The organism is Dialister succinatiphilus, from assembly GCF_928721695.1.
GTDB lineage: Bacteria > Bacillota > Negativicutes > Veillonellales > Dialisteraceae > Dialister > Dialister succinatiphilus.
Map to the genome: position 1 here is coordinate 1,975,193 of NZ_OV788641.1, position 26,845 is coordinate 2,002,037.

A 26,845-nucleotide genomic window follows, 5' to 3' on the forward strand; every position below is an offset into this window, starting at 1 on the left:
GAGGTTGTCATGAAAATTCTCATTAAAAATATCGGCCTTATGCAGGACGGAAAAGTCACCGAACACAAGAATATAGCTGTAGAAGACAAATATATCAAAGAATTCCCGGAGAATCCAAAAAAAGAAGAGTACGATGAAATCATCGAAGGCCATGACATGCTGGCCATGCCGGGACTTGTGAATACCCATACCCATGTAGCGATGACCCTTTTCAGAAGCTATGCTGATGATATGGCCCTCATGGACTGGCTGCAGAATAAAATCTGGCCGGCAGAAGACCACCTGGATGACGACATCGTCTACTGGGGCAGTACACTGGCCTTTGCTGAAATGATCCGCGGCGGTACCACATCCTTCTGCGATATGTACATGTTCATGGACGCCTGTGCCAGAGCTGCTGATAAAGCGGGCATCCGTGGCAATCTGGCCAGAGGCCTTGCCGGTATCGGTCCCAATGGACAGAAAGGTATCGATGAAAACGTAGAACTCTACAAGAATTGGAACGGGGCAGGGGACGGCCGCTTCAAAGTCATGATGGGACCTCATGCTCCCTACACCTGTCCGCCTGACTATATTAGAAAAGTGCGGGACGTGGCAGAAAAATACGATATGCCCATTCACATTCACCTTTCTGAAACAAAAGGGGAAGTGGAAAACTGCGAAAAAGAATACCATATGACGCCTATTGCTCTCATGGACTCCCTGGGCCTCTTTGAAAGGCCTACACTGGCTGCTCACTGCGTCCATGTCACTGATGACGACATTCGCATCATGAAAGAAAAGCATGTATGCGCAGCCCATAATCCTGCGTCCAATCTGAAACTGGCCAGCGGCATTGCCCCTGTTCCCAAAATGAGGAAAGCAGGTATTACTGTAGGTATCGGCACCGACGGCGCCTCCTCCAACAACAAGCTTGATATGTTTGCAGAAATGCGTCTCACCGCCCTTATCCACAAGGCGGCCAACTATGATCCCTTCGCCATTACCGCCAAAGAAGCAGTAGACATGGCCACCAAAGATGGCGCCAAATGCCTTGGTTATGACAATCTTGGTGAATTAAAGGAAGGCTACCTGGCTGATATCATCCTGGTAGACAGAACCGGATTCCACTGGAAACCAAGATTTGACAGCGTCTCCCTGGCCGTTTACGCCGGTAACTCCATGGATGTGGATACCGTCATCATCAACGGCAGACCGGTGATGGAACATAAAGAACTCCTCACTATAGATACGGAAAAAATGGATGCAGAAGTCAAAAGAGTGACCGAAAAGCTCTATGCCTTCACAAAGAAATAAAAATATTCGGTATGAATAAAAAGCTGTGAATGTCGATGTACTAGAAATCGATATTCGCAGCTTTTTTGCATGAAAACAACGGACAAGTCAGCACAAAAACACGGATGGTCATCCGTGCCGGTCAGTATTGCGGGCCTCTCAGAATCAGGCGTCAACGCTGGACTGCAGGAAGGAGACTTCCTGCAGCAGCCCTGAACTTGTCGTCTGGGAATGCGGGCTCATGCTGGATGAGATGATATCCGTGCTTTGGCTTGATTGTCATGGTTTAACGTATTCTGCAGAATCCGTTCTGCCCTCAAGGCGCCCTGGGAGCCGGAGAGGGGAAAGCGGGAAATCTGTATACAGAGATTCATTGATTCCTCTCTGCCAAAACTGCATTCCGGCCGGAATATTCGCGATATACAAGGTAGATAAGGAAATAGAATCCTTCCATGGAGAGCTTCCTGATTTCCCTCTCCATACATTTATATTGCATAAGCACCCTCTTTTAACAACCTCCCTTTTAAAAACATATCAATCATTGATGAGAAAGCCGCGTGCTCACCAATAGGTGGTATGTAATAAACATAATTATGAAATTATCATTAGAATTTTGTCCATCATGTTCACATAAAGGACATTTCTCCTATTTATATAGTAGAAGGATGTAAAAGACCTGCAGCATGGAAAAAAGTTATCCATAAATCCCCGAGATGGCCATAGGAGATGTAAGTATGGAAAGCAGACGTCCATGGGTTAACCTCTTTTCATACTTCCCTGATCAGGTAAAAAACATCACAGGAAAATCCGAAAATCTCACCTTTTGCAGAAATGACGGGAGACTCATGTATGGCGCGCGCCGTCGTACCATGTACAGCAGCGGCCGTAGACCATGCAGATACCGAACTCATTGGGCAAACAAAGACACCGGATTTCCTTGTGGTGTTTTTAATTGAGCTGTTCACCAGGAAATATGAAAACATACCAGCCATTTCTCTTTATACGCTTATCTTTGGACTCAATAGCGAAACAAGGAGAAGGTAAGAATAAAGCCTTGATAAAAACAGGTAAGATGTAATAATATTGAGTAAAGGGAAAAATAGGAATAATAAGGAAGATTGAGGGATAAATAGGTTCCGATAATTTAATGTTATCGGAACCTATTTTCTTATAAAGATGGTATAATAGTAAAAAAGCAAAGATGGACACTATTTCATCAGTAAGGAGATTGTATGGACAATCATTTTTTTCTGCGAGATTTCAGCAGAAATTCGCAAAGTGAGGGCCTCTCTGACAAAAGTATGAATTCCCTTTCGGTGACAAAGGCGAATCATACGATTGACGCTTATGAATCGGACTGGAATGATTTCTGCGACTGGTGCCGGTATCATCATCAGACCTCTTATCCGGCTCAACCGGAAACCATTGTGAATTATATCAATGATTTAGCAGACTATGCCAAGGCTTCTACCATACGGCGGCGGATCAGCGCCATTTCTGAAAACTATAATGCTTCCGGGGACCATGTGGAAAACCCCTGCCGGGCCTGGATTGTGAAGGAAGCTCTCATCGGTCTTACTCGTTTGAAAGGGACTGTACAGAAAGGGAAAACTCCTATTTATTGGGAAGAAATTGAGGAAATGATTCATCGCATGGATTTAACTTCTCTTCAGGCACTGCGCGACCGGGCGGTTCTGCTTTTGGGATTTATGGGTGCTTTCCGGCGCAGCGAGCTGGCAGGACTTGATGTGGAGGATATCAAGAAATATCCCCAGGGCATTGTGGTCACCATCCGCCATTCCAAGACTGACCAGACCTCAGCAGGACAGCAGATTGGCATCCCCTATTTGTCTCATTCTTCCATGGATTGTATCCACGCCCTTCAGGAATGGCTGACGGCGGCCGGTATTACATCAGGTCCGCTGTTTCGCAGCTTCCTGAAAAATGGTAAGGTTTCCTCCCGTCGGCTCAGTGACAAGAGTATCAATCTGATTGTGAAAAAATATGCAGCTTCCATTGGTTTAAATCCGGAAATGTACGGTGCTCATAGTCTTCGCCATGGATTTGCTACGTATGCGGCACTTCAGGGGGTGGAAGAACGGCTCATTATGAAGCAGACCCGTCATCGTTCGGTAGAAATGGTCCGGCGTTATATCAATGAGGCCGATCTGTTTACCAATAATCCCATTGATAAGATTTTTAACCAGCCAAAGTGATACACCTGTCTCGAATACACAAACATATATTCTTTTAAATAATTTCTTTGTGAAAAGAATATTTGTTTGCATTCTTTTTATGCTTGTGGGAATAAGCAGGCTCTGATTTGATAGCTGAGGAAATAGAAACTTCTGTTTCTCTGGAGCGTAATAAAAAGCAAACGTTTATTCTTTCGGTGAAAATCTCTGCCAAAAGAATAAACGTTTGCTTTTTTTAAGAAATTTATATTTTTATAAATCCACAGGAATCTTGATTTTCATTCCCGGTTCCAGCTGGCCGGGATTTGTGATGTGATTAAACTGCTCAATGTCATAAACTACCTGTCTGATATCCTTCGTATTATCTACACGACGGGCTGCTATATCCCACAATGTATCATTTTCTTCAACGGTTACCACATCATATTGAACGGAATCTCCTGATACGGAAGCATTGACGCCCCATCCGCAAAGAAGTACCAGGGCTATAAAAAGGAAAGTTATTTTTTTCATCTTACAGTCTCCTTCCTGTCATCTTTATCAAACTTGTATTCTTAGGAACAGCATTTTGGAAAACTGCTATTCGTAGAACATCATTTCTGAAATTATGATAATACAAAACATAATTTCGTACAATAGAACAGGAGATTAGACTTTTTTAATGGACCAGGGATTGAATGTTCCCGGAATAAATAATTGCCTGCTCATTTATTCTATGAACTTCTGTTTGATTTTATGCAATGTTTCCTGTATAATAAATGCAGGTTACTATACTTTAAATGTACTGAAACAATAGATTGATTTTCAAAAGATAGTCTAGATATTTTATAGGATAGGAAGGAAATCAAAAATGGCAGCGAAAAGATTAGGTAAAAACAGGGAATTAACAAGCCGTGAAAAAAGCATCTTGGAATTTATCCGTCAGAAAATTTACGAAGATGGATTCCCCCCTACTGTCCGTGAAATCTGCACGGCAGTCAACCTTCGTTCCACTTCTACTGTTCATGGATATCTGGCTCGTCTGGAAGAGCTGGGCGTTATTAAGAGAGATCCTGCCAGCTCAAGAGCCATTGAGGTGGTAGGCGATATGTCCTGGCGCCACAAGAAGATGATTCCCATGCCTCTTGTAGGGGCAGTCCGTGCCGGGGAACCGCTGGTGGCTGATGAGCATCTGGAATCGGTTTTCCCTCTGCCTGCTGAAATGGTGGGCAGTGATAACAGCTGCTTTATTCTGGTGGTCCGGGGAGACAGCATGATTAATGCGGGTATTGAAGAAGGAGACTATCTGATTGTCTCTGAGCAGGATCACGCGCAGGATGGTGATATTGTAGTAGCCCTTGTAGGCAATGATGATGCCACGGTTAAACGTTTTTACAAGGAAGACGACCATATCCGTCTACAGCCGGAAAATGATGCTTATAAGCCAATCATTTCCAAAGATGTAACCATTCGTGGCAAGGTGATTGGTCTTTATCGTCATTTTTAATGTATTGCCTTTTGATTCATTCATTCCCATGCAATAAAAGAGCAGGAGCCTGTTGGTTCCTGCTCTTTTTGTATGGAAATCGTTTCTACTCAGGAAAGGGTTATTTTTCCTTCCTTCATGTGAATATTCCGCAACAGGTGTACCGCCTATCCGAAAAAGCGGTACCGCCTTTCCGCGGAAAGTGTACCGCTTATCCGCCAAGGTGTACCGCTTATTCTTTAGGTTATGATGTTAAAATAATTTAGTCATTTTTCGCATCGGTGCTATTCAAATATTCTCTCATATTCATTGATCCGCAATTGATGTGGTAGGCATTGTGAATGATTCTGTCCATAATCGCATCGGCCAGAACCCCATCACCGAGGCGCGGATACCATTCTGAGCTTTTGTACTGGGAACAGAAAATAGTAGAATGGGCATCGTACCTGTTTTCCAAGATTTCAAGAAGATACTGCTGCTCCACTTCCGTCGGCATCTCGAGAAGCCATTCGTCGATGATGAGGAGATCGTAGCCGGAGAACTTCTTTACAATGCTGGCCACGCTCCGTCCGACTTCGGTTCCATAATTGAACTGTTCCATAAGCTCCGGCATGCGGAAATACTTGACCCTGTACAGATGGCGGCAGGCCTCTTTCCCTAAAGCACAGGCGAGGTGGGTCTTTCCTACTCCGGTAAATCCGTTGATGATCAGATTCTTATGGCGTTCAATGTAACCGCAGCTGGCATAGCCCAGGATTTCTTCGCGGCTGAAACCTCTTCCCTGCAGGATAAGGGTGTGAACATCGGCATCAGGATAGCGAAACTTAGCAATATGCGTCAGCCTCCGGATGCGATCATCCAATTTTACTGAATAGCATTCATCGATGGCCAGTGTCAGCCTCGAATCGAAGTCCAAAGGGGCATAAGATTCCAGATCACTCTGCTGGTTCTGCAGGGCTTCTACCAGAGGTTCCATTTTCATGTTGCGGAGTTTCCGCTGTGTTTCTTCATTGATCATTTTGTCTTTCCTCCATAATAGTCTGCGCCGCGGATGTAAGCGCCTTTTTCGGAAATACTGTGTTTTCCGGTATTTTCATAACGGGCGGAATGTACGCCGTCCAGGATTTTGTCTTGATTGTTCCCCAATACAGCTTTAAGATAGTTGTAGCGGGGCGATGTTGTGTGGGCTAAAGCATACTGGCAGGCATTCTCGAAGCGGTCCTTCGGATATTTCTGACTGAGATGCAGAACGGCCAATGAAGCATTATAGCCCTGCTCTTTTATGGTTACACTGTCAAAGATCCTCCTGATGACTTCCGACGTACACGGTCCGATTTTCCCGGCCCAGGCACAGATGCGATCTTTGTCCATTTCCGGCTGGTTGAATTCATCCGGCATATCTCCCGGGCGTGTGGAATAGTGGTTGGTCATGTAGTCAGGAAATCTGATGTGGGAGGCAATACGCCGGTTTCCGCAGTAGATTTCCACAAGTTTGTCGGTGTAACGGATGTCCACGGACTGCCCGCGGTATACGTAGGGAACGGAGTACCAGTTTTTCTTAAAGGAAACGTGGAAATTGGGATATACTTTCCTTCCCAGAATAACCGCGGCGATTTCATAAGGAGCTCGTGGAAGAGCCCGGAGATATTTCTTCTCGTCCAGCCATACTTCATAGCGGCTTCCCTGCCTTTTCTGGAAGGGCTGCCGGTTGTACTTATCTGTAGCAGTTACTACATCCTTCTGCAGCTCGCCAAGAGTAAAGTAAACCTTATTGCGAAGACGGGCGATGATAGCGGTGGCAATATTTCCAACCGTATTCTCCACGGATGCTTTCTGCTTGGGCTTCCGCACACCGGCAGGCATAATAGCAGTTGAATAATGAAGCCCAAGTGCCTCATAGGCGTCGGTGAGAACCACTTCACCCTCTTTGGGATGCTTCACAACGCCGGTTTTGAGATTGTCACAGACTGTCCGCACAGGAACGCCGCCAAATGCCTCGTACATGTGGACATGGCACCGGAGCCATGTATCCATCTTCATATCCAGCGTGGCCTCCACGTAGGCATACCTGCTGTATGTGAGGCAGGAAACAAAGAGATGCACGGAAATGGTCGCGCCGGTATCACGGTCGATGATCTGCATGGTCGGCCCGCTCCAATCGACCTCGCACTGGGCTCCGGGCTTATGCTCCAGATGATTGGTCAGGTCATGGGTTGTGCAGTACCGGCCGTAATCCTCACAGAACTTGGTATGCCCTACAGCAATGTTTCCATTCTGGTGACACCTGTCACGATACTCCGTCCAGAGCAATGAAAGAGTCACACCCGGCTTCTTGAGCTCTTTATGGATGGATTCGTAATCCGGCAGCTCGTACATGTCTGAACCTTCCGGTCGGTCAGGGAAGAAGAGCTTTTGTAGTGCTGCATCATCCAGCTTGCGGATGCCCGCATAAGTGATGCCCTTCTTCCGCGCTGTTCGCAGTACGGTAGTAATCGTACTCCTCGACATGTGACGGGAGCGGGAAATCTCATCTTGAGACATTCCGCGGTCATGGAGCTCCAGGATGAGCCGGATCCTGGCAAAATTGGCCATATTAAAAGGCCTCCTTTCATAGAACAAAGGGAAATACTACGTCCCTGTTTTCATTCTATGGCAGGAAGCCATATATTAATATATTTATTAAAAGAATTTAGGAGTATTTCAGCTGGCATGTACACCAATAGTTCAAGAAGTTACCTAAAAATGGCAAGCGGTACACCTCGGCGGACAAACGGTACACCTTGGCGGACAGGCGGTACACCTACTGCGGAATACTCACTTCATGGAAATTTTCTTTAGCTTCAGAAGATGTCCTACTGCCCTTTTAAAGGCTGCCTTGCTGATTCCCAGAGAAGCTCTGATGAGTGCCGGATCGGACTGGTCTGTAAAGGGAAGGCTTCCGTTATGACGGTTCATATACTCCAGAAGAAGCTGCATATCCCCCTCTATTGACTTTTCCTTCTGGGGACGGAGGGATATGTTCATATGTCCGTCTTTACGTAGAAAAGCAACTCGTCCTGTGATTTCATCCCCCATATGAATGGGTTTATTGATTTCATCCCGGTGCAGGAAGGCAATCCACCGTTCCCGGGTGATAAGGAAAACTCCGTCACCGGTCTTGTTATAGACTGTGCCTGTAACCATATCACCCACTTTGACTCCCTTGGCAGGAAGAGCGATACTCCGAATATCTTCATTCACTTTCATGGTCACTGCCAGGCGCCCGGTTTTATCCACATACATTTTAACCCATACATACTGCCCTGTTTCCACCCTTTCTTCCATCTGGGAAAAGGGAAGAAAAATACCTCTTTCTGTGCCCACGTCAATAAATGCGCCGAAACGGGTGGTCAACATCACCGGCGCATAGCCGATACCTCCCACCGGTATCTGGGGCAGCCGCATGCTGGCTGTCAAACGATGGTGGGGATCATGATACAGAAAGACTTTTACTTTTTCCCCTTCTTTTACAGGCCTAGTCTGCTGGCTGTGATGAAGAAGGATATCATCGGAAGTGGTTCCGGTTCCTGCATCCAGGAAGGCTCCCATATCAGATATTCTTGCGACAGTCAGTTCCGCCAGGGAGTTCTCCCTGAGGTGCATGGGACCCAGTCCGGAATCTTCATTATTCATTGTCATCGCCGGTTTCATGGTACTCCTCTACCGGCGCTTCTTTCCACAGGGTATCAAAGTCATAGCGCCGTCTTTCTTCATCTGTAAAAATATGGACAATCACATCGCCAAAATCAAGAAGGATCCAGTCACCCTCCTGATACCCTTCTCTCCGAAGAGGATGCAGACCGATTTCCCCTGCTTTTTCTTCTACTTCATCGGCAGCAGCCTGTGCCTGTTTTTTATTACGTGTAGTAGCCAGAATAAAATCGTCAGCAATACTGGTAAGTCCACGCACATTCAGTACACGGATGAGTACGCTTTTTTTGGAAGACAATGCTTTGCAAATGATTTCAATATTTTTTTCCATTGATTCAAACTCCTTTTTAATTACTGGTTATCGGCCCCTATAGTCTGTGCAATGGTCTTCTGCACTTCTACAGGGTTAATAACCCATGTATCCACTTTACCGATAGTCTGTGTTTCACCCGGGAGGATGGAGAATTTAAAGCTGTCCTCCGGATAGGAGGAGAGAGTATAAGCCAGGGAAGCTGCTTCTCCATTGGTGATATTGGTTTCCTCTGCTGTCCAGGAATGATGGAAGAAAAACCAGTTATACAGTGCCCAGTGGTTCTGCATGGTATAAATCATGGTTTTCAGGAAACGCTCCTGCCGCTGGATACGGTCGATTTCCCCGTTCTTTTTGTCAATATAGCGCACATAGCCTAAAGCATTTTCACCATCCAGGTCCTGATAGCCCTGACGGATCTGGATATCCGTTTCGCCTTCCCGGTTCTGGTGATCCATGCCTTTTTCCACATAGAGATCTACACCGCCAATTTTATCTACATAATTTTGGAAATTGGAATAATCCACAACCGCATATTTTTCAATGCGCAGGTGAAGAAGGTTTTCCACGGCGCTCTTGGTCTCTTCTGCTCCCCCTTCGGAGAAGGTAGTGCGAATCAGCTGATTTTTCTTTTCCTGGCGGGCCAGTTTCGTATTGGGCGGAATGGAAATAAAGTTCACTCCCTTATCCCTGCTGTTCCATACAGTCAAAATGATAGCATCCGCTTCATTGCCGGCCTCTTTGTCTGCACCTATGAAAAGGTAATAGGAAACAGGAGAATTCCCTGTATCTACTTTTCCAAGAAGATAGGATACCCCCTTGCCAATACCAAAAATCAGAATCACCGCTGCAGCCAGAGCCATGAGGATAAAGACAATCAGTTTCTTAACTCTGATTTTTCCATGTCTATTCTTTTTCATTCTTTTTCTCTTTTATTTTCAGAACTAAATCATTCCGTCCTATAAAGGTTAAATCATAAATATAGGCTTTCTGGTCGAGAAGATGAGAAATGGTGGAATCATAGGCAGCAAGCAGTGCCTCGTCCAGATTGATTTCCGAAAGCTTTCTCAAGTTGTCAACGCCTGGAAAATCCCGGGATGGTTCAATATAATCAGCCAGAAAAATAATTTTTTCCAGAAGGGTCATATCAGCCCGTCCTGTAGTATGGTAATAAACAGCGCTTTGAATCTCTTTGTCGCCTATACCGTACTTTGTCTCAGCCAGAATACTTCCTGCCGGACCATGAAGGAGAGCACGGCTGGAAAGAAGGTAAGAATCGGCCTTAAGCCCTGCATCCTTCACAATATGCTGCATATCAGCCAGGGAAAGTTCCTTGGCACAGTCGTGGACCCATCCGGCCACATAGGCTTTTCTGCTGTCAGCCCCGTATTTTTCAGCCAAATGGCGGGCTGTTTCTGCAACGCCCCGGGAATGGCGAAACCGCTTGGGAGACAGAATTTTTTCTAAATCCTTTTGTATATCTTTAAGCTCCATGATCTTGTCTTTCATACAAATGATGAGATTGAATAAAAGAAATAACCCCGTCAGGAATAAAATAACGAACAGATTTATGCTGCGAAAGAAGATTTCTCAGTATGGTGGAAGAAATATCCAATTCCGGCGTAATCAGGAAATGAATCTTATCCTGACCCAGTTTTCCGAAATAGTTGACAGACTGACGCAGCTTTTCTTCATTTCCTGGTCTGCTGGCACAGATGAAATGGCAGCAGGAAAGAAGCTCCCTGTTATACTTCCAGGTAGGGAGATCTGCCAGGGCGTCTGTGCCGCATATGAAATAAAATTCATAGGAAGGGCCCCATTCCTCCTTCAGGATATGGACCGTATCCACCGTATAGGAGGGACCGCATCTGTCCCGTTCTACCGGAGACAGGGCAAAGTGCGGATTGTCCTTCACTGCTTCTTGAACCATATTATAACGATCGAATTTATCAATATGGTGCATATCCTTATTGGGAGTATCCCCGGATGGAATAAAAATAACCTTTTCCAGTCCAAATTCCTGCCATGCTGCTTCTGCAATCACCAGGTGACCAATATGGATGGGGTTGAAGGACCCACCAAACAAGCCTATCCGTTTAACCATGCATACAACACCACTTCCGAAAGAATGATACACACCGTAAGGAAAAGAAGCAGTTCCAGAATATGGGACAGCTCAAAACGTCCTTTGGGGTGCTTTGTATAATAATAAATCAGCCATCGAGCTTTTTCAGAAAATTTCATTGTTTATTTCATCACCAGAAGGTTATCCCTGTGAATGACCGTATCATAGGGAGGCTCTGCTCCCAGGGCCCCTTTCAGCTGCTCCGTATGGAGTCCTTTGATAAGGTCAGTGTCACCTCTGCTGTAATGGGTAATGCCGCGGGCCACCTCATCACTGCCGCAGAATACAGCCACCGTATCTCCTTCTGCAAAATCCCCTTCCGTACCGAGAATTCCTACCGGAAGGAGACTGGAGCCCTTGTTTAAAATAGCAGAACGGCACCCTTCATCCACAAAGATTTTCCCCTTGACAGCAGTACCAATAATAATATCTCTCTTTTTCAGCTGAGGATGTACGTTTTCTCCCTTAAACCAGGTGCCCACATCTTCCCCATCCATAATTCGTTCCAGAACTTCCGGAAGGGTGCTTTTGGCAATCACCATATCGATGCCAGAATGGACGCAGATTTCCGCAGCCTGGATTTTTGTGTACATGCCGCCTGTTCCCTGAGAAGAACCGGCACCGCCGGCCATACGGAATATATCCCGGGAAAAGACCGGCACCTGGTGGATAAGACGGGCATTCTTATTCTTGCGGGGATCTGAATCATAAAGCCCTTCAATATCGGAAAGGATGATAAGCAGATCCGCTTCCGCTATGCTGGCCACAATAGCGGAAAGAGTATCATTGTCACCAATCTTGATTTCATCAGCCGTTACGGCATCGTTTTCATTGATAATCGGTATGGCGCCCAGTTCCAGGAGGGAAAGAAGGGTGCCATGCATGTGAAGATACCGCTTGGAATTCACGGCATCTCCTTTGGTAAAAAGCAGCTGCCCTACCACATGACCGTATTCGCGGAACAAATGCTCATAAATATTCATAAGAAGGCCCTGCCCTACAGCAGCGGACGCCTGTTTATAGGGAAGGTATGTTGGTTTTTCCTTAAAGCCCAGTTCCGGGAAACCAATGCCAATAGCACCGGAGGTGACCAGGATGACTTGGAAACCGCGGTTCTTTAAGTCGGATAACTGCCGCACCAGGTGATCCATAAAGCGGAGATTCATTTTTCCATTGTCATAGGTAAGGGAACTGGTTCCCACTTTCACAACAATCCGTTTCATGGAAGAAATGACAGAGCGGCAGCTGCTGTCAGGGGAGCTCATAATGGGATTTCTTTTCTTTCTGCTTGAAAAGCACGCAGTTCCGTCCGATAATCTGCACAATTTCGCAATCCAGCTTTTCCGCCAGCAGGGAGGCTGTGTCCCTGATATCTTCATCAGAGTTCTGGTTAATCTTAACCTTGATCAGTTCCCTTGCCAGAAGTACATCCTCTACACTCTGCACCACAGAAGAGGTCATCCCTTCCTTGCCAATCTGCACATAGGCGGGAAGGCTGACGGCTTCACTTTTCAGATACTGTTTCTGCTTACCTGTTAACATATACTCTCTCCCTTATTCTTTTTCATCGTCGACGGAATCCCTGTTTTCCGCATAGGTAAATTCAACGCCGTAGAGGTTCACTGTATCGCCCTCTTTGATTCCTTCTTTTTTGAGAAGCTTGTCCAGGCCCATAAAACGCCAGGCTCTTTCAAAGCGGCGCATGGAAAGGTAGTCCTCAAAATTGGTCATGCTAACCAGTTTTTCTACTCGCTTTCCCTTGACATAGAAGACGCCATCTTTCTGCTCAATGAGGAATTCATCTTTAGGTACTTCATAGACAATGGCTTTTTCCGGATTTTCAAAGGTAACATCAGGAACGTCCTGCAGGATTTTCCATGCAGCTTCCAGGAGAGGCTTTAAGCCTTCCCCGGTGAGTGTGCAGATGGGGAAGAAAAGATACCCCTCCCCTTCAATTTCCTTACGTAATTTTTCCAATTTTTGCGGATCATCAATGAGATCCGTCTTATTGGCAGCTACGATCTGTTTTTTCTTAACCAGTTCAGGACTGTACAGCTCCAGTTCGTTATTAATGATGTGGAAATCGCGGAGCGGATCCCTGCCTTCACTTCCGGCAGCATCCAGTACGTGGATAAGCACCTTGGTTCTTTCCACATGACGGAGAAATTCATCCCCTAAACCGGTTCCCTGGCTGGCACCTTCAATGAGCCCCGGAATATCAGCCATAACAAAGCTTCTTTCCGCATCAAGGCTCACCACACCAAGAACAGGAGACAGGGTGGTGAAATGGTAAGCGGCTACTTCCGGTCTGGCGCCGGATACTTTGCGAAGGAGACTGGATTTTCCTACCGACGGGAAGCCAAGGAGACCCACGTCAGCCAGAATCTTCAGCTCCAGCCGGATATTCTTTTCTTCTCCCGGTTCTCCCTTTTCGGCATAGGTAGGAGCACGGACAGCGGAAGTGGCAAAGTGAGAATTTCCTCTGCCTCCATGACCGCCCTTCGCTACAGTGACCTGCTGTTCGTTCTGGGTCATATCTGCCAGAAGTTCACCGGTGCGGTCATCATAAACCATGGTTCCCAGCGGAACATCCACATACACGTCTTCCCCGTTCTTTCCGAACATTTCCTTAGCGCCGCCACTGGCTCCGGCTTTGGCAGCAAATTTGCGATGGCGGCGGAAATTAATCAGCGTGTTCAGACTGCTGTCAGCACGGATAATGACGGATCCTCCTCTGCCGCCATCACCGCCGCTGGGTCCTCCGCGGGGCACATATTTTTCCCGGCGGAAGGAAACCATGCCGTCTCCACCGGCACCGGAGACAACAATTATTTTTGCTCTATCAATAAACATAAGCATACCTCACTCAAAAAATGACAGACTATTACATTGTTATTATATCATGCCGGGGAAGAATATAGAGAAAAGAAGTTTTATATCCTGCACTTCGTACTTTATGGGGAAAAAGAAAACCGCACTCCTCCCGGAAAAGCACTGATGAAAATCAGCCTTTCCGGAATCTGCGGTTTGCCTGCAGCAAGCAGGGAATCATAAAACAAAACATTCAGCTAAGGAAGGAAATCCATGACGCAGCAGCTTATAAAAAACATATAAAAGCAGATGCGATGATGAATCCGAACTTATTTCATATACAAGAGTTATGTTTCGTCCCTGTTTCCTTCTTCTTTCAGCACATCTACTGCTTTCTGGAAAACAGTATCAGAAGAGAGAATGAACGGATGACCGGTCTGTTTGACAGGAATATCCGGTACGATTCCCTTCTTATCAATAATCCTCCCGGCAGCTGTCCTGTATTCAGCAATGGAGATTTTCAATGCTTCCCGATCACCGTCAGGATAAACGGCCTGTACCGTTCCCTTGCCATAGCTTGTCTCCCCGATGATGATGCCTTCTTTCTTGTCCTGCACCGCACCAGCCAGAATCTCAGAAGCGCTGGCGCTGTTCCTGTCTATCAGGACAGCCATGGGCATGGGGTTTTCAATTCCTTTAATGGTGAAATTTTCACTCCCCTGGTGCCGGGTATGGTAGCTGACCACTGTACCGCCTGTCAGAATCTGGTCTGCCACATTGACTACGGAGTCAATCATTCCACCGGGATTCATGCGCAGGTCAATAATCAGTTTTTCACAGCCCTGGTCTTTCAGAGAAGAAAGCTGCTTCTTAAATTCTTCCGGCGTGTGTCTGCTGAAAGTGAAAATATGGATATAGCCTATATGATCGTCCACCATACGGCTTAAAACCGTAGGCAGGCTCACATTGGAACGGGTCACTGCAAAGTCCAGGGTTTTCTCTTCTCTTGCTATGGACAGATTCACTTCTGTTCCATTCTCCCCCCGTACCGCCTGCGCTGTACCGGTAAGTCCCAGATCATTCACGTCAGTACCATCCACAGATAGAATGATATCTCCATTCCGAATGCCTGCCTTTTCAGCGGCGCTTCCTTCGAAGACATTGAAGATACGGATAAAACCGTCTGCATCAAGTCCCATCACTACGCCAATGCCGCCATATTCCCCGTTTGTCGTTTCCATGAAGGAATTATAGGTATCTCCGGCAAGGATGGAAGAATAGGGATCTTCCAGACTGGCCAGCATGCCTTTGGACGCTCCCTGCCAGAGAGCCTCTTCATTGATGGGCCGAAAATAATTATTTTTCACGAGTCGATAATTTTGAAGGAAATGGAAGAAGCTCACCGGCTGACCATCGGTCAGCCAGTAAGCTCCTCCCCAAATGACAAGTCCGCTCAAAATAACGGTACCGCATACACAGGATAGTCCTGATTTCCAATGAGTCCTAAGGAAAAGTTCCCATTGTTTACCCATTACAGATACCCCATGGGATTGACAGGAGAACCATTCACATCTACCTCAAAGTGGCAGTGAGGACCGGTGGAGTTGCCGGTGGAACCGGCATAGGCAATGACTGAACCTTTGGACACAGACTGTCCTTCTGAAACAGCCAGGGACTGGTTATGACCGTAAAGGGTAGAAATACCGCCGCCATGGTCGATGATGACCGCATTACCGTAACCGGAAATCCAGCCGGAATATACAACGACACCACTGTCTGCTGCATGGATAGGAGTTCCGTAGTCTACACCAATATCGATGCCCGCATGGAAAATCGTTGTCCCAAAAATCGGATGGGTGCGATAGCCGAAGGGCGATGTGATAGGTCCGCTGCAGGGCCAGCCCATAGCACCGGTCCCCTGAACGTAGTTATCATCACTGCCGCCTCCGCCGCCCCCTTCATCATCAGAGGCTGCCTGCTGCTGAGCTGCCTGACGAGCAGCTTCCGCTGCTGCCAGACGCTGCTGAATCAAATTTCTAACAGAAGCCAGCTGCGCATTCAAGTCCTGTTCCATCTGTGCAGCTGCCGCTTTATTACTCTTTGCTGCATCAAGAACTTTCTGCTGTTCTGCTTTCTTCTTGGCAATTTCCTGCCGCGTCTTTTCCGCTTCGGCCGCAAGAGCATCCAGCTGCCGTTTATCTTCTTCCAGCTGTGCCTTCTTGGCTTCAATCGCAGCTTTCTGTTTTTGAATCTCAAGAATCAGATTGTAATCGGACCGGATGACCCGCTTCAGGAGTTCTACCCGGTTGGCAAAATCGCTGAAGCTGTTGGCGCCCAGAATCACTTCCAGGTAGTTCAGCTGGCCATGCATGTAAATGGCACGAACCCGGCGGTTCAGCACATCCTGCCTTGTTTTCAGATAGGCTTCCATCTTCACGATTTCATTCTGGGTCTGTGCAATCTGTGCATTGATTTCAGCCTGTTTGGTTTGAATGCTCTGCAGTCTGGCATTGGCTGCATCCAGATCTGCCTGGATCTGTTTCAGTTTAGCACTTACATCTTCAATGACCTGCTGCCAGTTTTCCTGTTCCAGACGGGAAGAATCAATCTGCCCCTGCAGGTCCTGCACCTGGTCATCCAGATCATCGGCATAGGCAGGCATATGGATGGCCTGTCCACCAAGAAGGATGGAAAGTGCCAGAAAAGATGCCATATATGTTGATTTCTTCATAGGCAGTTACACTTTCATATACTTACGAAGTGAAATGGTACTGCCCAGGATACCGATGATAATACCTGCTGCCAGAAGCATAACCGTCATATAACCGATGAAAGGCCAGAGGGGAATCATGGGAATAAATACGAGTCCTGCCTGGGCCATCTCCATAAGTACCACTTTATAGCCTTCCCACAGGATAAAGGAGGAAAGGCCGGAACCAATGAAACCAATAATCATGCCTTCGAAAATGAAAGGCCAGCGAATGAATCCATTGGTGGCGCCTACGTATTTCATAATCTGGATTTCACGACGGCGGGCAAACACGGTGAGCCGGATGGTATTGGAAATAATGAAGAGTTCTGCACCTGCCAGGAATACGATCAGGATAATGCCGCCAATACGGATAACCTGGGCCACCTTGTAAAGCTGTTCAATAATATCCTGTCCGTACTGCACAGAATCAACTTCCGGGTACTGCGTTACAATGCCCACTGCATTTTTCAGTGAAGCCGGTGTGGCGAAAGAAGTGGAATAGGAGGAAGGCAGCGGATTGCCGTTAATAGCATCCAGAATCCCCTGCTGGTCCCCCAGCCGCTGTTTGAATTCCGCCATGGCCTGGTCTTTATTGGTAAATTTGATTTCCTTTAAATCCGGCAGGGCTTTCAGCTTCTTCCCCACCGCCATGACCTGCTCAGTATTCAGCCCATCTTTCAGATAAACTGTCATTTCTACCTGGTTTTCCAGATACGTGGCCATGTGATTGATATTCAGTACGGCACAAAGGAAAACACCCAGGATAAACATGGAAAGGGTGACCGTAAGCACGGAAGCCACCGCCATAAATTTGTTTCTGAAGAGGGAATAGAAAGTCTCTTTCCAGAAGTAGCCAAGAGAACTAAACATGTAAATGGTATCCCCCTTTTTCCTGGTCTGCTATGATACGGCCGTCTTCAATATTAATAACCCGTTTATGCATGGCATTGACCAGATCTTTGTTATGGGTCACCATGATGATGGTTGTTCCCATATGATTGATTTCATTGAAAAGCTTCATGATTTCTTCAGAAGTCACTGGATCCAGATTTCCTGTAGGTTCATCGGCAATAAGAAGAATCGGCTGGTTCACCAGAGCCCTGGCAATAGCCACGCGCTGCTGCTCGCCACCGGATAGCTTGGAAGGCAGTTCCTTCTCTTTATTGCGAAGTCCTACCAGGTCCAGCACCCGGTTCACCCTTTCTTTGATTTCCCTGCCCTTGGCGCCGGTTACGCGGAGGACAAAGGCAATATTGTCAAACACTGTTTTCTCGGAGAGAAGACGGAAATCCTGAAAAACAATACCCAGGGTTCTCCGATAGTAAGGAATCTTGCTTCTCTTCAGCTTGGTAATATTGATTCCATTGACAACAACCGTGCCGGACTCCGGAACCAGTTCATGAGTCAGCACCTTCACAAAAGTAGACTTACCGGCACCGCTGGGGCCTACCACAAATACAAACTCCCCCTTGTCGATATGAATGCTCATATCCTTCAGGGCAGTATGTTTAGCATCATAATGCAATGATACATGATCAAATGTAATCATCCAATCCTCACTTTCTGCTGATCAGATGCAGGGCAGAGGAAACCAGATGCTCTGCAGTGAGTCCATAAACTTCCAGTAATTCATCAGCCTTGCCGGATTGTCCAAAAGTATCTTCTGTACCTACCATATCCATGAGGCAGGGTTTCTTAAGGGCAAGAACTTCAGCCACGGCACCGCCAAGTCCGCCTTTCACAGTATGTTCTTCAGCCGTCACAATGGCCCCGGTTTCTTCAGCTGCTTTTACAATAGCCTCTTCATCGATAGGTTTAATGGAGCTCATATTGATAACCCGTGCGGAAATGCCCTTCTTCTCCAGTGTTTCTGCCGCTCTAAGCGCTTTGGCAGTCATAATGCCACAGGCAATAAAGGTCACATCATTGCCATCTCTCAGAGTGGTGCTCTTTCCAGGAACAAAAGGCTTGTCATCCGGCATGATATCTTCACATTTAGCCCGTCCCATACGGATATACACCGGTCCTTTATAGGAAGCAGCCCATTTCACTGCAGCCTTTGTTTCTGCAGCATCGGCAGGAACGATGACAGTCATATTAGGCAGCGCCCGCATGAGGGTGATATCTTCCAGCATCTGGTGGGTTGCACCGTCTTCGCCTACCGTCAATCCGGCATGGGTAACGGCCACTTTCACGTTAAGCTTCGGGTAGCAGATGGAATTTCTGATCTGTTCATATGCTCTGCCTGCTCCGAATACGGCAAAGGTGGAAGCAAAGGGAATTTTCCCTGCTGCTGCCAGACCGGCTGCAACGCCCATCATGTTAGCTTCAGCAATCCCTGTATCAAAGAAACGATCCGGATAAGCCTTGGCAAAAACCTGGGTCTTGGTGGATGCGGATAAATCAGCGTCCAAAACAACGATATCCGGATTCTGTGCACCCAGTTCCTTCAGAGCTTCGCCATATGCATCACGAGTTGCTTTACCCATCATTCTGCCTCCACCTGTTTAATAAATCTTGCGCATTCTTCTTCTGTAGGAGCCTTGCCATGCCAGCCCACTTTATTTTCAATTTCAGGAACACCCTTCCCTTTCACTGTCTTCATGACAATCATCGTGGGTTTTCCTTCAATGGATTTGGCTTCCTCAATCGCTTCGTGAAGCTTTTCTACATCATGGCCGTCTGTTTCAATCACATGCCATCCGAAAGCCCTAAATTTATCACCAATAGGAAGAGAAGACATGACTTCCGTAATAGGACCGTCAATCTGGAGCCCATTGTTATCTACAAAAGCAGTCAGATGATCCAGTTTATAGTGGGCCGCATACATAGCTGCTTCCCAAACCTGGCCTTCTTCCAGTTCACCGTCGCCAAGGACTGCATACACCCGCCAGTCAGCCTTATCTATTTGGCTGGCAAGGGCCATACCACAGGCAGCACTGATGCCCTGTCCCAAGGAACCGGTAGTCATATCGACTCCGGGGGTATGCTTCATATCCGGATGTCCCTGGAGCATATGACCGGCCTGACGAAGATGATCCAGCTCTTCTTTGGGGAAATATCCTTTTTCAGCCAGGCAGGCATACATGGCCGGAGCCGCATGGCCCTTGGAAAGGACAAGACGGTCACGGTCTGCCTTATGAGGATTGGCAGGGTCCACATGCATTTCCTTGAAATAAAGAAGCGTCAGAAGGTCAGCAATGGAAAGAGAACCTCCCGTATGACCAGAATTGGCTTTTGTGATCATTTTCAAAATATCAATACGAATCTGTTTTGCTTTGTCCTTGAGAAAAGCAGTCTCTTCAGTAGAAAGATGACTCATGGATTTTCCTCCTTATGAGTAACAAGACTTTTTAAAATCTGGACATTCTCACAGGCCCGCTCTTGAAGAGCAGCCACCTTCTCCCAGTCTTTAGCATCCAGACCGGAAGAAAGGATTCTACAAGTATCATTATACAACTTCTCACCATCCATGTGCTGAACAGAGGTGGAAGCTTTCTGACCAATAAGGGCCAGGAAATTATCTATTTTGGGATCATAGGAAATACCAAGAAAAGGCACATGCATGAGAGCAGAAAAAATAAGGGCGTGAAGACGCATTCCCAAAAGGACATCCATATTCCCGATAATAGACATCAGTTCTTCTATGGAAAAGTCTTCATTCAGGAAATAGACTCCCTCACTGCCTTTCCCCATGGCTTCAGCCGCTTCTTCATCTTCCGGAAACTGCATGGGGATACAGATGATGACAGCATCTTTTTCTTTAGATAGACGATGGACAGTCTTTTCAAGTTTCTCCATCCATTCTCGGGAATGATGCCAGTAACGGATAGCCAGGCCAATTTTCTTTTTTTCGGGAGGTATTCCCCTTTTATCCAGTATTTTTCGCCCTATGGAAAGATCAGCCGGCGCAAGGGAAAGCACCGCATCGGCAGTAGTATAAATTTTCCGATGCACGCCAAGGCGCTGCAGAAATCCCTTGGATTCCTTATCCCGTACAGTAATAGCATCCACATGGTTGAGTACATGCTTCAGGATAATACGAATCACCCGATACCGGACTGGGCCTATGCCCTGGGAATAAAGGAAAACCTGTTTTCGAAACAGCACTCCAAGGGTAATAATGGAAAGGTAGTAAATCATACTTTTCCAGCTTGTCACATCCTGCAGCAGACTGCCGCCGCCGCTGATAATCAGATCAGAGGAAAAAATGGAACGGCAGATGCCGGAAATGCTGAACCTTGGCACCGTATGAACGCCAAAGGAAGCGGCAGTGGATTGGGGATCTCCGGAAATCACAGTAATATCCGGAGAGTCAAAGGTTCCCTGGAGTGCCTGCAGAATGGCAGAAAGCATGGCTTCATCACCGGCATTATTGAAGCCATAATAACCGGAAATGACGATTTTATAATTTGCCATATCTTTCTCCGAAAAACCTGGTCAGCCGGACCAGAATCATGACACCGATGAGAGCAGCAATCATGGAAAGACTGCCTGCCGCCAGTCCATCAAGCCCGCGGATAAGACTCAGGATATAGGGGCTTCGCATATGGGCAAAGGTTTCTACCATGGAACCCTGACCAATGGTGACAGCCACAATGAGGAAATAGTGAAGAATCTGGGGCCATTTGCGATAAAGGGCAGTCATGGCCAAAAGGACGGCAGGATGGCCGAAAAGGAATTCCTTTTCTCTGGGCCTTGCATACATGACATTTTCAAGGAAACGGCGGAGCGCAATTTCAAAACCCGGCACCGGTGCCCCGTTATTACCGCTTCTGCCAATGAATACATAACCCACCACTGCCAGAAGGCCAAGGCCCACCAGAAGGCCAAGACGAATCTGGACACTACAGAACTTCTTTACAAAGCGGATAAAATCCTTGTCAGAAGAAACGGTCTGCCCAAAGAAAGGAAATTTCTGGATATACACAATAGAAATTAAAAGGAGCGGAAGAACAAAAGTCAGTTTCACACCGCGGAAAATCTGCATTTCCAAGAGGAAACGAATATCCCCCAGAAGACCGCTCACAAAAGCAGCGCCTGCCAGGGAAAGAAGTCCAGCGATCCAGAGAATCAGCAGGGATTCTACGAAAAGTTTACCCCAGCCGATTTCGGCAAAGGCCTTATCCTTTCTTTTAAGGCAATAGTTCAGGAAAAGACTGACTACCACCACCGGCGTGCACACAGCAGTGCCAAGAGCCAGAAGCTGAAGGGCCATAAGGGAATGGAGCCCCCAGAATAATCCCTGAGTAACTGCCAGTCCAAGAATTTCAAGGACCCAAACATATCTGCCAAGAGGCGGGAAAAGAAGAAGCGCCGTCATAACCACAAGAGAAAGGGCGCCGGCCATGGCAATGCTCCGAAGAAGGGCTGGCGGGAAATAGGATTCCATGACAGAAGCTTTTCCTACGGTGAAGCCATGCCCTTCCAGGCGGGAAGATACATCGGCAATATAGGATGCATTCGTCTCAGACAGAGTCATGCCATCCAGAGGGAACTTGAAGGAGGGGAACAGGTTCATGCGGATATTCCGTTCAATATCGGAAATATAATAGCGGGAAGCCGCTTCCTTCGGATCCAGTTTGATCAGTTCATCTTTGGACATGGCGTAGAGACGGACTACCTGATAGTCCGAAGAAACTGCCATGTCAAAATTCCCGGACTGCTTTTCAAAACCAAGCTGGTTCTGTGCCTCGATGAGGGCAATCGGAATGTGGCGGCGGCTGAGTTCATGAGACAGATAGTTCACATACTCTTTATACCCAAGCACTTCCTTGCCCTGGAAAATAACGGCGCTCACCCGATCAGAAGCATCCAGCTTCTTCAGGAAAAGATCTACATAATCCTTAGTCACATGGGCTTCATTCCCGGGACGCAGTACCACATAGAACCCATGAGAAGCTGCATTTTTCACAGTTTCCGCATAAATGCCCAGTTCCATCTGCATAAACTTATTGTACACCGCATTGACTTCCAGCGTTTCCACGCCGTTCACATCAAAGGAGCGTACATCATCGCTGCTCATAAGAAGAGAAAGATATTCTTTCGTTTCCTTGAAATAGGCATTTCCTTCCGCATTCAGCACCGGCTGGATATAAATTTTGGAATCAGAGATTCCCTGGGCTGTGGGATTTCTGAATGCAAATTCACTGCCTCGATAAATGCGGAGGTAATCATGGTTTACCAGCTTTTCCGGTGTTTCATCATACACAGCCAGAGAGGTAACCCCGCTTTTCCTGTACAGCGAAAACAGCTCATCCGCTGATTTCTTTTCAACTGATGCGCTGTCAATTATATTGTAATAATCATATACATTTTCAACAGCAGTGGCAGATGATTCCACATGGCTCCGCTGCAGAGATATCATCCCTGCAGCGATTACGCCGATGAAAATCAGGACTGCCAGCACTTTAAAGGCGCTGCTCTGTATGGCCCTCATTCTATCCATCCTTTTATTTTGCTTTGGCTTTAAATTTGTTCATTTTCAGGAAACCTTCAATGAACGGGTCAATATCGCCGTCCATGACTCCCTGAATATTGCCTGTTTCTACTCCGGTGCGGTTATCCTTCACCAACGTATAAGGCTGGAATACATAGGAGCGAATCTGGCTGCCCCATTCAATCGCCTGCTGATCGCCTTCCAGCGCATTGACTTCCTGCTCATGTTTCTTCATTTCAAATTCATAGAGTTTGGCCCGAAGAAGACGAAGACACTGTTCCTTATTCTGGAACTGGGAGCGTTCATTCTGGCAGGCTGCCACGATACCTGTAGGAATGTGAGTCATGCGGACAGCAGAACTGGTCTTGTTGATATGCTGACCGCCGGCACCGCTGGAGCGATAGTAGTCTACCCGCACATCATCCATGTTAAGATCTACCTGCACGTCATCATCGATTTCAGGCATCACATCCACAGCGGAAAAAGAGGTATGACGGCGTTTAGCCGCATCAAAAGGAGAAATACGCACCAGGCGGTGCACTCCTTTTTCTGATTTCAGGAAACCATAGGCATACTTCCCTTTCACCATGTATTCAGCACTCTTAATGCCGGCTTCATCGCCGGGAAGCATATTCAGTTCTTCCAGCGCAAACCCTTCCGCCTCTGCCCATTTCATATACATGCGGATCAGCATTTCTGTCCAGTCCTGGGCTTCTGTGCCGCCGGCACCGGCATGGAAAGTAAGGATGGCATTATTTTCATCATACTTACCGGAAAGAAGGAGTTCAATTTCCTTCTTATCCAGGATTTCTTTCACTTCATTGAGTTCTTTGGCGATTTCCGGCTCCATGGACTGGTCATCTTCTTCAATAGCCAGATCCAGGATATCCTTCAATCCTTCCGCCCGCTCAAAAAGTTTGGTATAGGTCTCATAGGCATCCTTTGCCTCAGTTGCTTCCTGAGAAATTCTGCGGGCCTTATCCGCATCATCCCAGAAAGTCGGATCACTCATCTGAACGTCGTAACTTCTGATACGTTCCTTCAGCTGAGGTAAGTCAAAGTGAATCCCTTATTTCTTTTTCATGATTCAGCAGTTCTGTTAAAGTTTTTTTCAAATCTTCCAGCATCTGAATAATCATCTCTCTTTCGTTGTAAAAAGTATGTAATAAATCAAAACATATCAGACTCAGTCATTCGACGAATTTTCGTCCACATAGTGGGCAGTAGCCCCTTTCAGATGGTCTTCTGCTTTCGGTGCTTCGGGAGCCTGCTGCGGTTCTTCCGGATCGGCAGCAAAACGGATCTGGATATGGTAGAGGTAGAGCACAATAGTTTCCATCATGGCCTGCTGCATTTCTTCAAAAATATCATAGGCTTCTACTTTGTATTCCACAATGGGGTTTCTCTGTCCATAAGAACGAAGGCCTATCCCTTCTTTCAGCATATCCATGTCATCGAGATGTTCCATCCACTTGGAATCCACCACTTTCAGCATAACTGCTTTTTCCAGTTCCCTCATCATGGAGGAGCCGATGGATTTTTCTCTGGATTCATAGGTTTCATGAGCAATGGTCTTGAGTTTGTCCTCCACCTCTTCACGACTCATATCTTCAATTTCTTCCAGTTTGATTTCACCGGGGGCCAGGAAATATTTTTCGCTGTATTTCAGAAGCCCTGCAAAATCCCATTCTTCCGGATACAGCTTTGGATCTGCGTAGGTCTGCATGCCCTTCTCAATAATGGTATCCACCATGCGGAGTACCTGGTCCTTCATGTTTTCGCCTTCCAGAATTCGGCGGCGCTGTTCATAAACCACCTTTCTCTGCTGATTCATGACATCATCATATTCAAGGACATATTTTCGGATATCAAAGTTTCTGGCTTCTACTCTCTTCTGTGCTTTCTGGATGGCATTGGAAACCATGCGGCTGTTAATCGGCTCATCTTCATCAAGGCCCATTTTTTCCATGAACTTCTTGATATTGTCACCGCCGAAAATACGAAGCAGATCATCTTCCAGAGACAGGAAGAACTGACTGGAACCCGGGTCCCCCTGACGGCCTGCACGGCCGCGGAGCTGGTTATCAATACGGCGGCTTTCATGGCGCTCCGTTCCGATAATGGCAAGTCCGCCGAGCTCGGCTACCCCGTCTCCCAGCTGGATATCAGTACCGCGGCCGGCCATGTTGGTAGCAATGGTCACGGCCCCTTTCTGTCCTGCCAGAGCTACGATGGCCGCTTCTTTTTCATGATATTTGGCATTCAGTACGGAATGAGGAATCTTAGCCCCGTCGAGCATATGGGAAAGCTCTTCGGACTGTTCAATGGAGGTGGTACCAATCAGTATGGGCTGACCGGTGGCATGGCGGCGTTCCACTTCCTTCACTACAGCACGGTACTTGCCTCGTTTCGTTTTGAAAACCACATCCGGCAGATCTTTACGCTGAATCGGTTTATTGGTAGGAATCTGGATAACAGGGAGACCATAAATCTTAATAAATTCCTGCTCTTCTGTTTTCGCAGTACCAGTCATGCCGGCCAGCTTGTCATACATTCTGAAATAATTCTGGAAGGTAATGGTAGCCAGAGTCTGGCTTTCTCGCTGAACTTCCAGCCCTTCCTTGGCTTCGATGGCCTGATGAAGTCCGTCGGAATAGCGGCGGCCATACATGAGACGACCGGTAAATTCATCAACAATGACCACTTCACCGTCTTTAACTACATAGTCCTTATCCCGCTGCATCATGGTCTGAGCACGGAGGGCCTGAACGAAAAGATGGTTCAGCTCCAGATTTTCCGCATCATACAGATTTTCCACATGAAGCATTTTTTCCATCTTTGCAACCCCGGCTTCTGTAGGAGCCACGGTTTTCTGTTTTTCATCGATGGTGTAGTCTTCATCTTTTTTCAGATGCGGCACCAGCTTGGCCATGACGTAGTAATTATCTGTAGATTTCTGACCGGGGCCGGAAATGATCAGCGGTGTACGAGCTTCATCGATAAGAATAGAGTCTACTTCATCGATCAGGCAGTAATGAAGGGGGCGCTGCACCATCTGGTCCAGAGAGGTAACCATGTTATCGCGAAGGTAGTCAAAGCCGAATTCATTATTCGTTCCGTAGGTAATATCGGAATTATAAGCAATCTTTCTCTGCTGGAAATCCAGGTCATGGACAATGAGGCCTACGGAAAGGCCGAGGAATTTATAGACCTGTCCCATCCATTCGCTGTCGCGCTTTGCCAGGTAATCATTGACCGTAATGACGTGAACGCCTTTCCCTTCCAAGGCATTCAGATAAACCGGAGCGGTAGCTACCAGGGTTTTACCTTCACCGGTACACATTTCAGCAATATTACCGCGGTGGAGAACAATACCGCCAATCAGCTGCACATCGAAATGGCGCATGCCCAATACGCGACGGGACGCTTCGCGGACAACTGCAAAGGCTTCAGGAAGGATATCGTCCAGTGTTTCGCCCTTGGCCAAACGAGCCTTGAATTCGTTGGTCTTATTAGCCAGGGAAGAATCACTCAACTTCTTCAGTCCATCTTCCAGGGGATTAATCTGCTGTTCTACGATTTTGCGAATCTTCTTTACTTCTTTTTTGTTGGATCCGTTAAACAGCCTGTCAAAAAACTTATCAAACATGGAAACAACTCCTTATACAATCAGTATTCCATTCCTTAAATTCCAATGCTTTACACATCTAGTTTATTTTATCAAACTAAGGCGGTATAGTCAAAAAAAGAGCGGAAAATTCCGCTCTTTTTCGTGAAATTTCA

Annotated in this window: 26 protein-coding genes; 3 read left to right on the forward strand and 23 right to left on the reverse strand. The window is 46.9% G+C overall.

Going from position 1 to position 26,845, the window contains the following annotated elements:
• Nucleotides 1–9: 9 nt before the first annotated feature.
• On the forward strand, nt 10–1,296 hold the full coding sequence (locus NW747_RS08310; protein ID WP_273186771.1) for an amidohydrolase: 1,287 nt from the start codon (nt 10–12) through the stop codon (nt 1,294–1,296).
• 349 nt (nt 1,297–1,645) lie between these two features.
• Here NW747_RS08310 and NW747_RS08315 read toward each other — a convergent pair whose 3' ends face one another.
• A complete protein-coding gene (locus NW747_RS08315) occupies nt 1,646–1,771 on the reverse strand; it encodes a hypothetical protein (protein ID WP_273186774.1) in 126 nt (41 codons plus the stop codon).
• A gap of 736 nt (nt 1,772–2,507) precedes the next feature.
• Here NW747_RS08315 and NW747_RS08320 point away from each other — a divergent pair.
• On the forward strand, nt 2,508–3,491 hold the full coding sequence (locus NW747_RS08320; RefSeq protein ID WP_273186776.1) for a site-specific integrase: 984 nt from the start codon (nt 2,508–2,510) through the stop codon (nt 3,489–3,491).
• A gap of 231 nt (nt 3,492–3,722) precedes the next feature.
• Here the strand turns inward: NW747_RS08320 and NW747_RS08325 are convergent, their stop codons facing one another.
• Nucleotides 3,723–3,983 carry a LysM peptidoglycan-binding domain-containing protein gene (locus NW747_RS08325; protein ID WP_008859095.1) on the reverse strand — a complete coding sequence of 87 codons (261 nt, stop codon included), beginning with the start codon at nt 3,981–3,983 and terminating at the stop codon, nt 3,723–3,725.
• 337 nt (nt 3,984–4,320) lie between these two features.
• Here NW747_RS08325 and lexA point away from each other — a divergent pair, with 337 nt between their 5' ends.
• Nucleotides 4,321–4,956 carry a transcriptional repressor LexA gene (gene lexA / locus NW747_RS08330; protein ID WP_008859096.1) on the forward strand — a complete coding sequence of 212 codons (636 nt, stop codon included), beginning with the start codon at nt 4,321–4,323 and terminating at the stop codon, nt 4,954–4,956.
• 241 nt (nt 4,957–5,197) lie between these two features.
• Here the strand turns inward: lexA and NW747_RS08335 are convergent, their stop codons facing one another.
• The 21 genes from NW747_RS08335 to secA all read right to left on the reverse strand — a co-directional run bounded on the left by NW747_RS08335 (nt 5,198) and on the right by secA (nt 26,711).
• Nucleotides 5,198–5,953, reverse strand: a complete 756-nt coding sequence (locus tag NW747_RS08335) for an ATP-binding protein (protein WP_273185728.1) — start codon at nt 5,951–5,953, stop codon at nt 5,198–5,200.
• The gene (gene istA, locus NW747_RS08340) at nt 5,950–7,527 is read right to left on the reverse strand and encodes an IS21 family transposase (RefSeq protein ID WP_273185725.1); all 1,578 of its coding nucleotides are present in this window, start codon (nt 7,525–7,527) and stop codon (nt 5,950–5,952) included. The genes NW747_RS08335 and istA overlap by 4 nt, the downstream gene beginning before the upstream one ends.
• A gap of 222 nt (nt 7,528–7,749) precedes the next feature.
• Nucleotides 7,750–8,625, reverse strand: a complete 876-nt coding sequence (locus NW747_RS08345; RefSeq protein ID WP_273186780.1) for a CvfB family protein — start codon at nt 8,623–8,625, stop codon at nt 7,750–7,752.
• Nucleotides 8,600–8,956, reverse strand: a complete 357-nt coding sequence (rsfS, locus tag NW747_RS08350) for a ribosome silencing factor (RefSeq protein ID WP_273186783.1) — start codon at nt 8,954–8,956, stop codon at nt 8,600–8,602. The genes NW747_RS08345 and rsfS overlap by 26 nt, the downstream gene beginning before the upstream one ends.
• A 20-nt stretch (nt 8,957–8,976) precedes the next feature.
• The gene (locus NW747_RS08355) at nt 8,977–9,855 is read right to left on the reverse strand and encodes an LCP family protein (protein ID WP_273186785.1); all 879 of its coding nucleotides are present in this window, start codon (nt 9,853–9,855) and stop codon (nt 8,977–8,979) included.
• Complete coding sequence (yqeK, locus tag NW747_RS08360) at nt 9,842–10,429, reverse strand: bis(5'-nucleosyl)-tetraphosphatase (symmetrical) YqeK (protein ID WP_008859100.1); 588 nt, start codon at nt 10,427–10,429, stop codon at nt 9,842–9,844. The genes NW747_RS08355 and yqeK overlap by 14 nt, the downstream gene beginning before the upstream one ends.
• Entirely contained in the window at nt 10,419–11,039 is a 621-nt protein-coding gene (gene nadD, locus NW747_RS08365; protein ID WP_273186787.1) for a nicotinate-nucleotide adenylyltransferase, read from the reverse strand. The genes yqeK and nadD overlap by 11 nt, the downstream gene beginning before the upstream one ends.
• Nucleotides 11,024–11,179 (reverse strand): hypothetical protein, encoded by a 156-nt coding sequence (locus NW747_RS08370; protein ID WP_156792543.1) that lies wholly within the window; start codon nt 11,177–11,179, stop codon nt 11,024–11,026. Before NW747_RS08370 ends, nadD begins: the two co-directional genes overlap by 16 nt.
• 3 nt (nt 11,180–11,182) lie before the next feature.
• The gene (gene proB, locus NW747_RS08375) at nt 11,183–12,325 is read right to left on the reverse strand and encodes a glutamate 5-kinase (protein WP_273186788.1); all 1,143 of its coding nucleotides are present in this window, start codon (nt 12,323–12,325) and stop codon (nt 11,183–11,185) included.
• Nucleotides 12,312–12,602, reverse strand: coding sequence for a ribosome assembly RNA-binding protein YhbY (gene yhbY / locus NW747_RS08380; RefSeq protein WP_273186789.1), 291 nt, complete (start codon nt 12,600–12,602; stop codon nt 12,312–12,314). The genes proB and yhbY overlap by 14 nt, the downstream gene beginning before the upstream one ends.
• A gap of 12 nt (nt 12,603–12,614) precedes the next feature.
• Nucleotides 12,615–13,913 (reverse strand): GTPase ObgE, encoded by a 1,299-nt coding sequence (gene obgE, locus NW747_RS08385; RefSeq protein WP_273186792.1) that lies wholly within the window; start codon nt 13,911–13,913, stop codon nt 12,615–12,617.
• A gap of 305 nt (nt 13,914–14,218) precedes the next feature.
• Nucleotides 14,219–15,403: a S41 family peptidase gene (locus NW747_RS08390; protein ID WP_419095308.1), complete on the reverse strand. Its 1,185-nt coding sequence runs from the start codon at nt 15,401–15,403 to the stop codon at nt 14,219–14,221.
• Nucleotides 15,403–16,602, reverse strand: coding sequence for a murein hydrolase activator EnvC family protein (locus NW747_RS08395; RefSeq protein ID WP_273186796.1), 1,200 nt, complete (start codon nt 16,600–16,602; stop codon nt 15,403–15,405). The genes NW747_RS08390 and NW747_RS08395 overlap by 1 nt, the downstream gene beginning before the upstream one ends.
• Nucleotides 16,603–16,608: 6 nt before the next feature.
• Nucleotides 16,609–17,493: a permease-like cell division protein FtsX gene (ftsX, locus tag NW747_RS08400; RefSeq protein ID WP_273186798.1), complete on the reverse strand. Its 885-nt coding sequence runs from the start codon at nt 17,491–17,493 to the stop codon at nt 16,609–16,611.
• The gene (ftsE, locus tag NW747_RS08405) at nt 17,486–18,172 is read right to left on the reverse strand and encodes a cell division ATP-binding protein FtsE (RefSeq protein ID WP_273186799.1); all 687 of its coding nucleotides are present in this window, start codon (nt 18,170–18,172) and stop codon (nt 17,486–17,488) included. The genes ftsX and ftsE overlap by 8 nt, the downstream gene beginning before the upstream one ends.
• A 7-nt stretch (nt 18,173–18,179) precedes the next feature.
• Nucleotides 18,180–19,112 carry a transketolase family protein gene (locus NW747_RS08410; protein WP_273188283.1) on the reverse strand — a complete coding sequence of 311 codons (933 nt, stop codon included), beginning with the start codon at nt 19,110–19,112 and terminating at the stop codon, nt 18,180–18,182.
• Complete coding sequence (locus tag NW747_RS08415; RefSeq protein ID WP_273186801.1) at nt 19,112–19,945, reverse strand: transketolase; 834 nt, start codon at nt 19,943–19,945, stop codon at nt 19,112–19,114. Before NW747_RS08415 ends, NW747_RS08410 begins: the two co-directional genes overlap by 1 nt.
• Nucleotides 19,942–21,042: a polysaccharide pyruvyl transferase CsaB gene (gene csaB / locus NW747_RS08420; RefSeq protein WP_273186803.1), complete on the reverse strand. Its 1,101-nt coding sequence runs from the start codon at nt 21,040–21,042 to the stop codon at nt 19,942–19,944. Before csaB ends, NW747_RS08415 begins: the two co-directional genes overlap by 4 nt.
• The gene (locus tag NW747_RS08425; protein WP_273186806.1) at nt 21,029–23,062 is read right to left on the reverse strand and encodes a DUF5693 family protein; all 2,034 of its coding nucleotides are present in this window, start codon (nt 23,060–23,062) and stop codon (nt 21,029–21,031) included. Before NW747_RS08425 ends, csaB begins: the two co-directional genes overlap by 14 nt.
• Before the next feature lie 13 nt (nt 23,063–23,075).
• Nucleotides 23,076–24,189 (reverse strand): peptide chain release factor 2 gene (gene prfB, locus NW747_RS08430; protein WP_337514210.1). Its coding sequence is split into 2 segments (ribosomal slippage): nt 23,076–24,119 and nt 24,121–24,189, totalling 1,113 coding nucleotides; the frame shifts between segments, so codons are not numbered across the junction.
• A gap of 59 nt (nt 24,190–24,248) precedes the next feature.
• Nucleotides 24,249–26,711: a preprotein translocase subunit SecA gene (gene secA / locus NW747_RS08435; RefSeq protein ID WP_273186809.1), complete on the reverse strand. Its 2,463-nt coding sequence runs from the start codon at nt 26,709–26,711 to the stop codon at nt 24,249–24,251.
• Between the last annotated feature and the right edge of the window lie 134 nt (nt 26,712–26,845).

Bases quoted from the DNA above. Each gene is read 5' to 3' on its own strand.
- NW747_RS08310 (WP_273186771.1), top strand. From the start codon at position 10: ATGAAAATTCTCATTAAAAATATCGGCCTTATGCAGGACGGAAAAGTC.
- NW747_RS08315 (WP_273186774.1), bottom strand. From the start codon at position 1,771: ATGCAATATAAATGTATGGAGAGGGAAATCAGGAAGCTCTCCATGGAA.
- NW747_RS08320 (WP_273186776.1), top strand. From the start codon at position 2,508: ATGGACAATCATTTTTTTCTGCGAGATTTCAGCAGAAATTCGCAAAGT.
- NW747_RS08325 (WP_008859095.1), bottom strand. From the start codon at position 3,983: ATGAAAAAAATAACTTTCCTTTTTATAGCCCTGGTACTTCTTTGCGGA.
- lexA (WP_008859096.1), top strand. From the start codon at position 4,321: ATGGCAGCGAAAAGATTAGGTAAAAACAGGGAATTAACAAGCCGTGAA.
- NW747_RS08335 (WP_273185728.1), bottom strand. From the start codon at position 5,953: ATGATCAATGAAGAAACACAGCGGAAACTCCGCAACATGAAAATGGAA.
- istA (WP_273185725.1), bottom strand. From the start codon at position 7,527: ATGGCCAATTTTGCCAGGATCCGGCTCATCCTGGAGCTCCATGACCGC.
- NW747_RS08345 (WP_273186780.1), bottom strand. From the start codon at position 8,625: ATGAAACCGGCGATGACAATGAATAATGAAGATTCCGGACTGGGTCCC.
- rsfS (WP_273186783.1), bottom strand. From the start codon at position 8,956: ATGGAAAAAAATATTGAAATCATTTGCAAAGCATTGTCTTCCAAAAAA.
- NW747_RS08355 (WP_273186785.1), bottom strand. From the start codon at position 9,855: ATGAAAAAGAATAGACATGGAAAAATCAGAGTTAAGAAACTGATTGTC.
- yqeK (WP_008859100.1), bottom strand. From the start codon at position 10,429: ATGGAGCTTAAAGATATACAAAAGGATTTAGAAAAAATTCTGTCTCCC.
- nadD (WP_273186787.1), bottom strand. From the start codon at position 11,039: ATGGTTAAACGGATAGGCTTGTTTGGTGGGTCCTTCAACCCCATCCAT.
- NW747_RS08370 (WP_156792543.1), bottom strand. From the start codon at position 11,179: ATGAAATTTTCTGAAAAAGCTCGATGGCTGATTTATTATTATACAAAG.
- proB (WP_273186788.1), bottom strand. From the start codon at position 12,325: ATGAGCTCCCCTGACAGCAGCTGCCGCTCTGTCATTTCTTCCATGAAA.
- yhbY (WP_273186789.1), bottom strand. From the start codon at position 12,602: ATGTTAACAGGTAAGCAGAAACAGTATCTGAAAAGTGAAGCCGTCAGC.
- obgE (WP_273186792.1), bottom strand. From the start codon at position 13,913: ATGTTTATTGATAGAGCAAAAATAATTGTTGTCTCCGGTGCCGGTGGA.
- NW747_RS08390 (WP_419095308.1), bottom strand. From the start codon at position 15,403: ATGGGTAAACAATGGGAACTTTTCCTTAGGACTCATTGGAAATCAGGA.
- NW747_RS08395 (WP_273186796.1), bottom strand. From the start codon at position 16,602: ATGAAGAAATCAACATATATGGCATCTTTTCTGGCACTTTCCATCCTT.
- ftsX (WP_273186798.1), bottom strand. From the start codon at position 17,493: ATGTTTAGTTCTCTTGGCTACTTCTGGAAAGAGACTTTCTATTCCCTC.
- ftsE (WP_273186799.1), bottom strand. From the start codon at position 18,172: ATGATTACATTTGATCATGTATCATTGCATTATGATGCTAAACATACT.
- NW747_RS08410 (WP_273188283.1), bottom strand. From the start codon at position 19,112: ATGGGTAAAGCAACTCGTGATGCATATGGCGAAGCTCTGAAGGAACTG.
- NW747_RS08415 (WP_273186801.1), bottom strand. From the start codon at position 19,945: ATGAGTCATCTTTCTACTGAAGAGACTGCTTTTCTCAAGGACAAAGCA.
- csaB (WP_273186803.1), bottom strand. From the start codon at position 21,042: ATGGCAAATTATAAAATCGTCATTTCCGGTTATTATGGCTTCAATAAT.
- NW747_RS08425 (WP_273186806.1), bottom strand. From the start codon at position 23,062: ATGAGGGCCATACAGAGCAGCGCCTTTAAAGTGCTGGCAGTCCTGATT.
- secA (WP_273186809.1), bottom strand. From the start codon at position 26,711: ATGTTTGATAAGTTTTTTGACAGGCTGTTTAACGGATCCAACAAAAAA.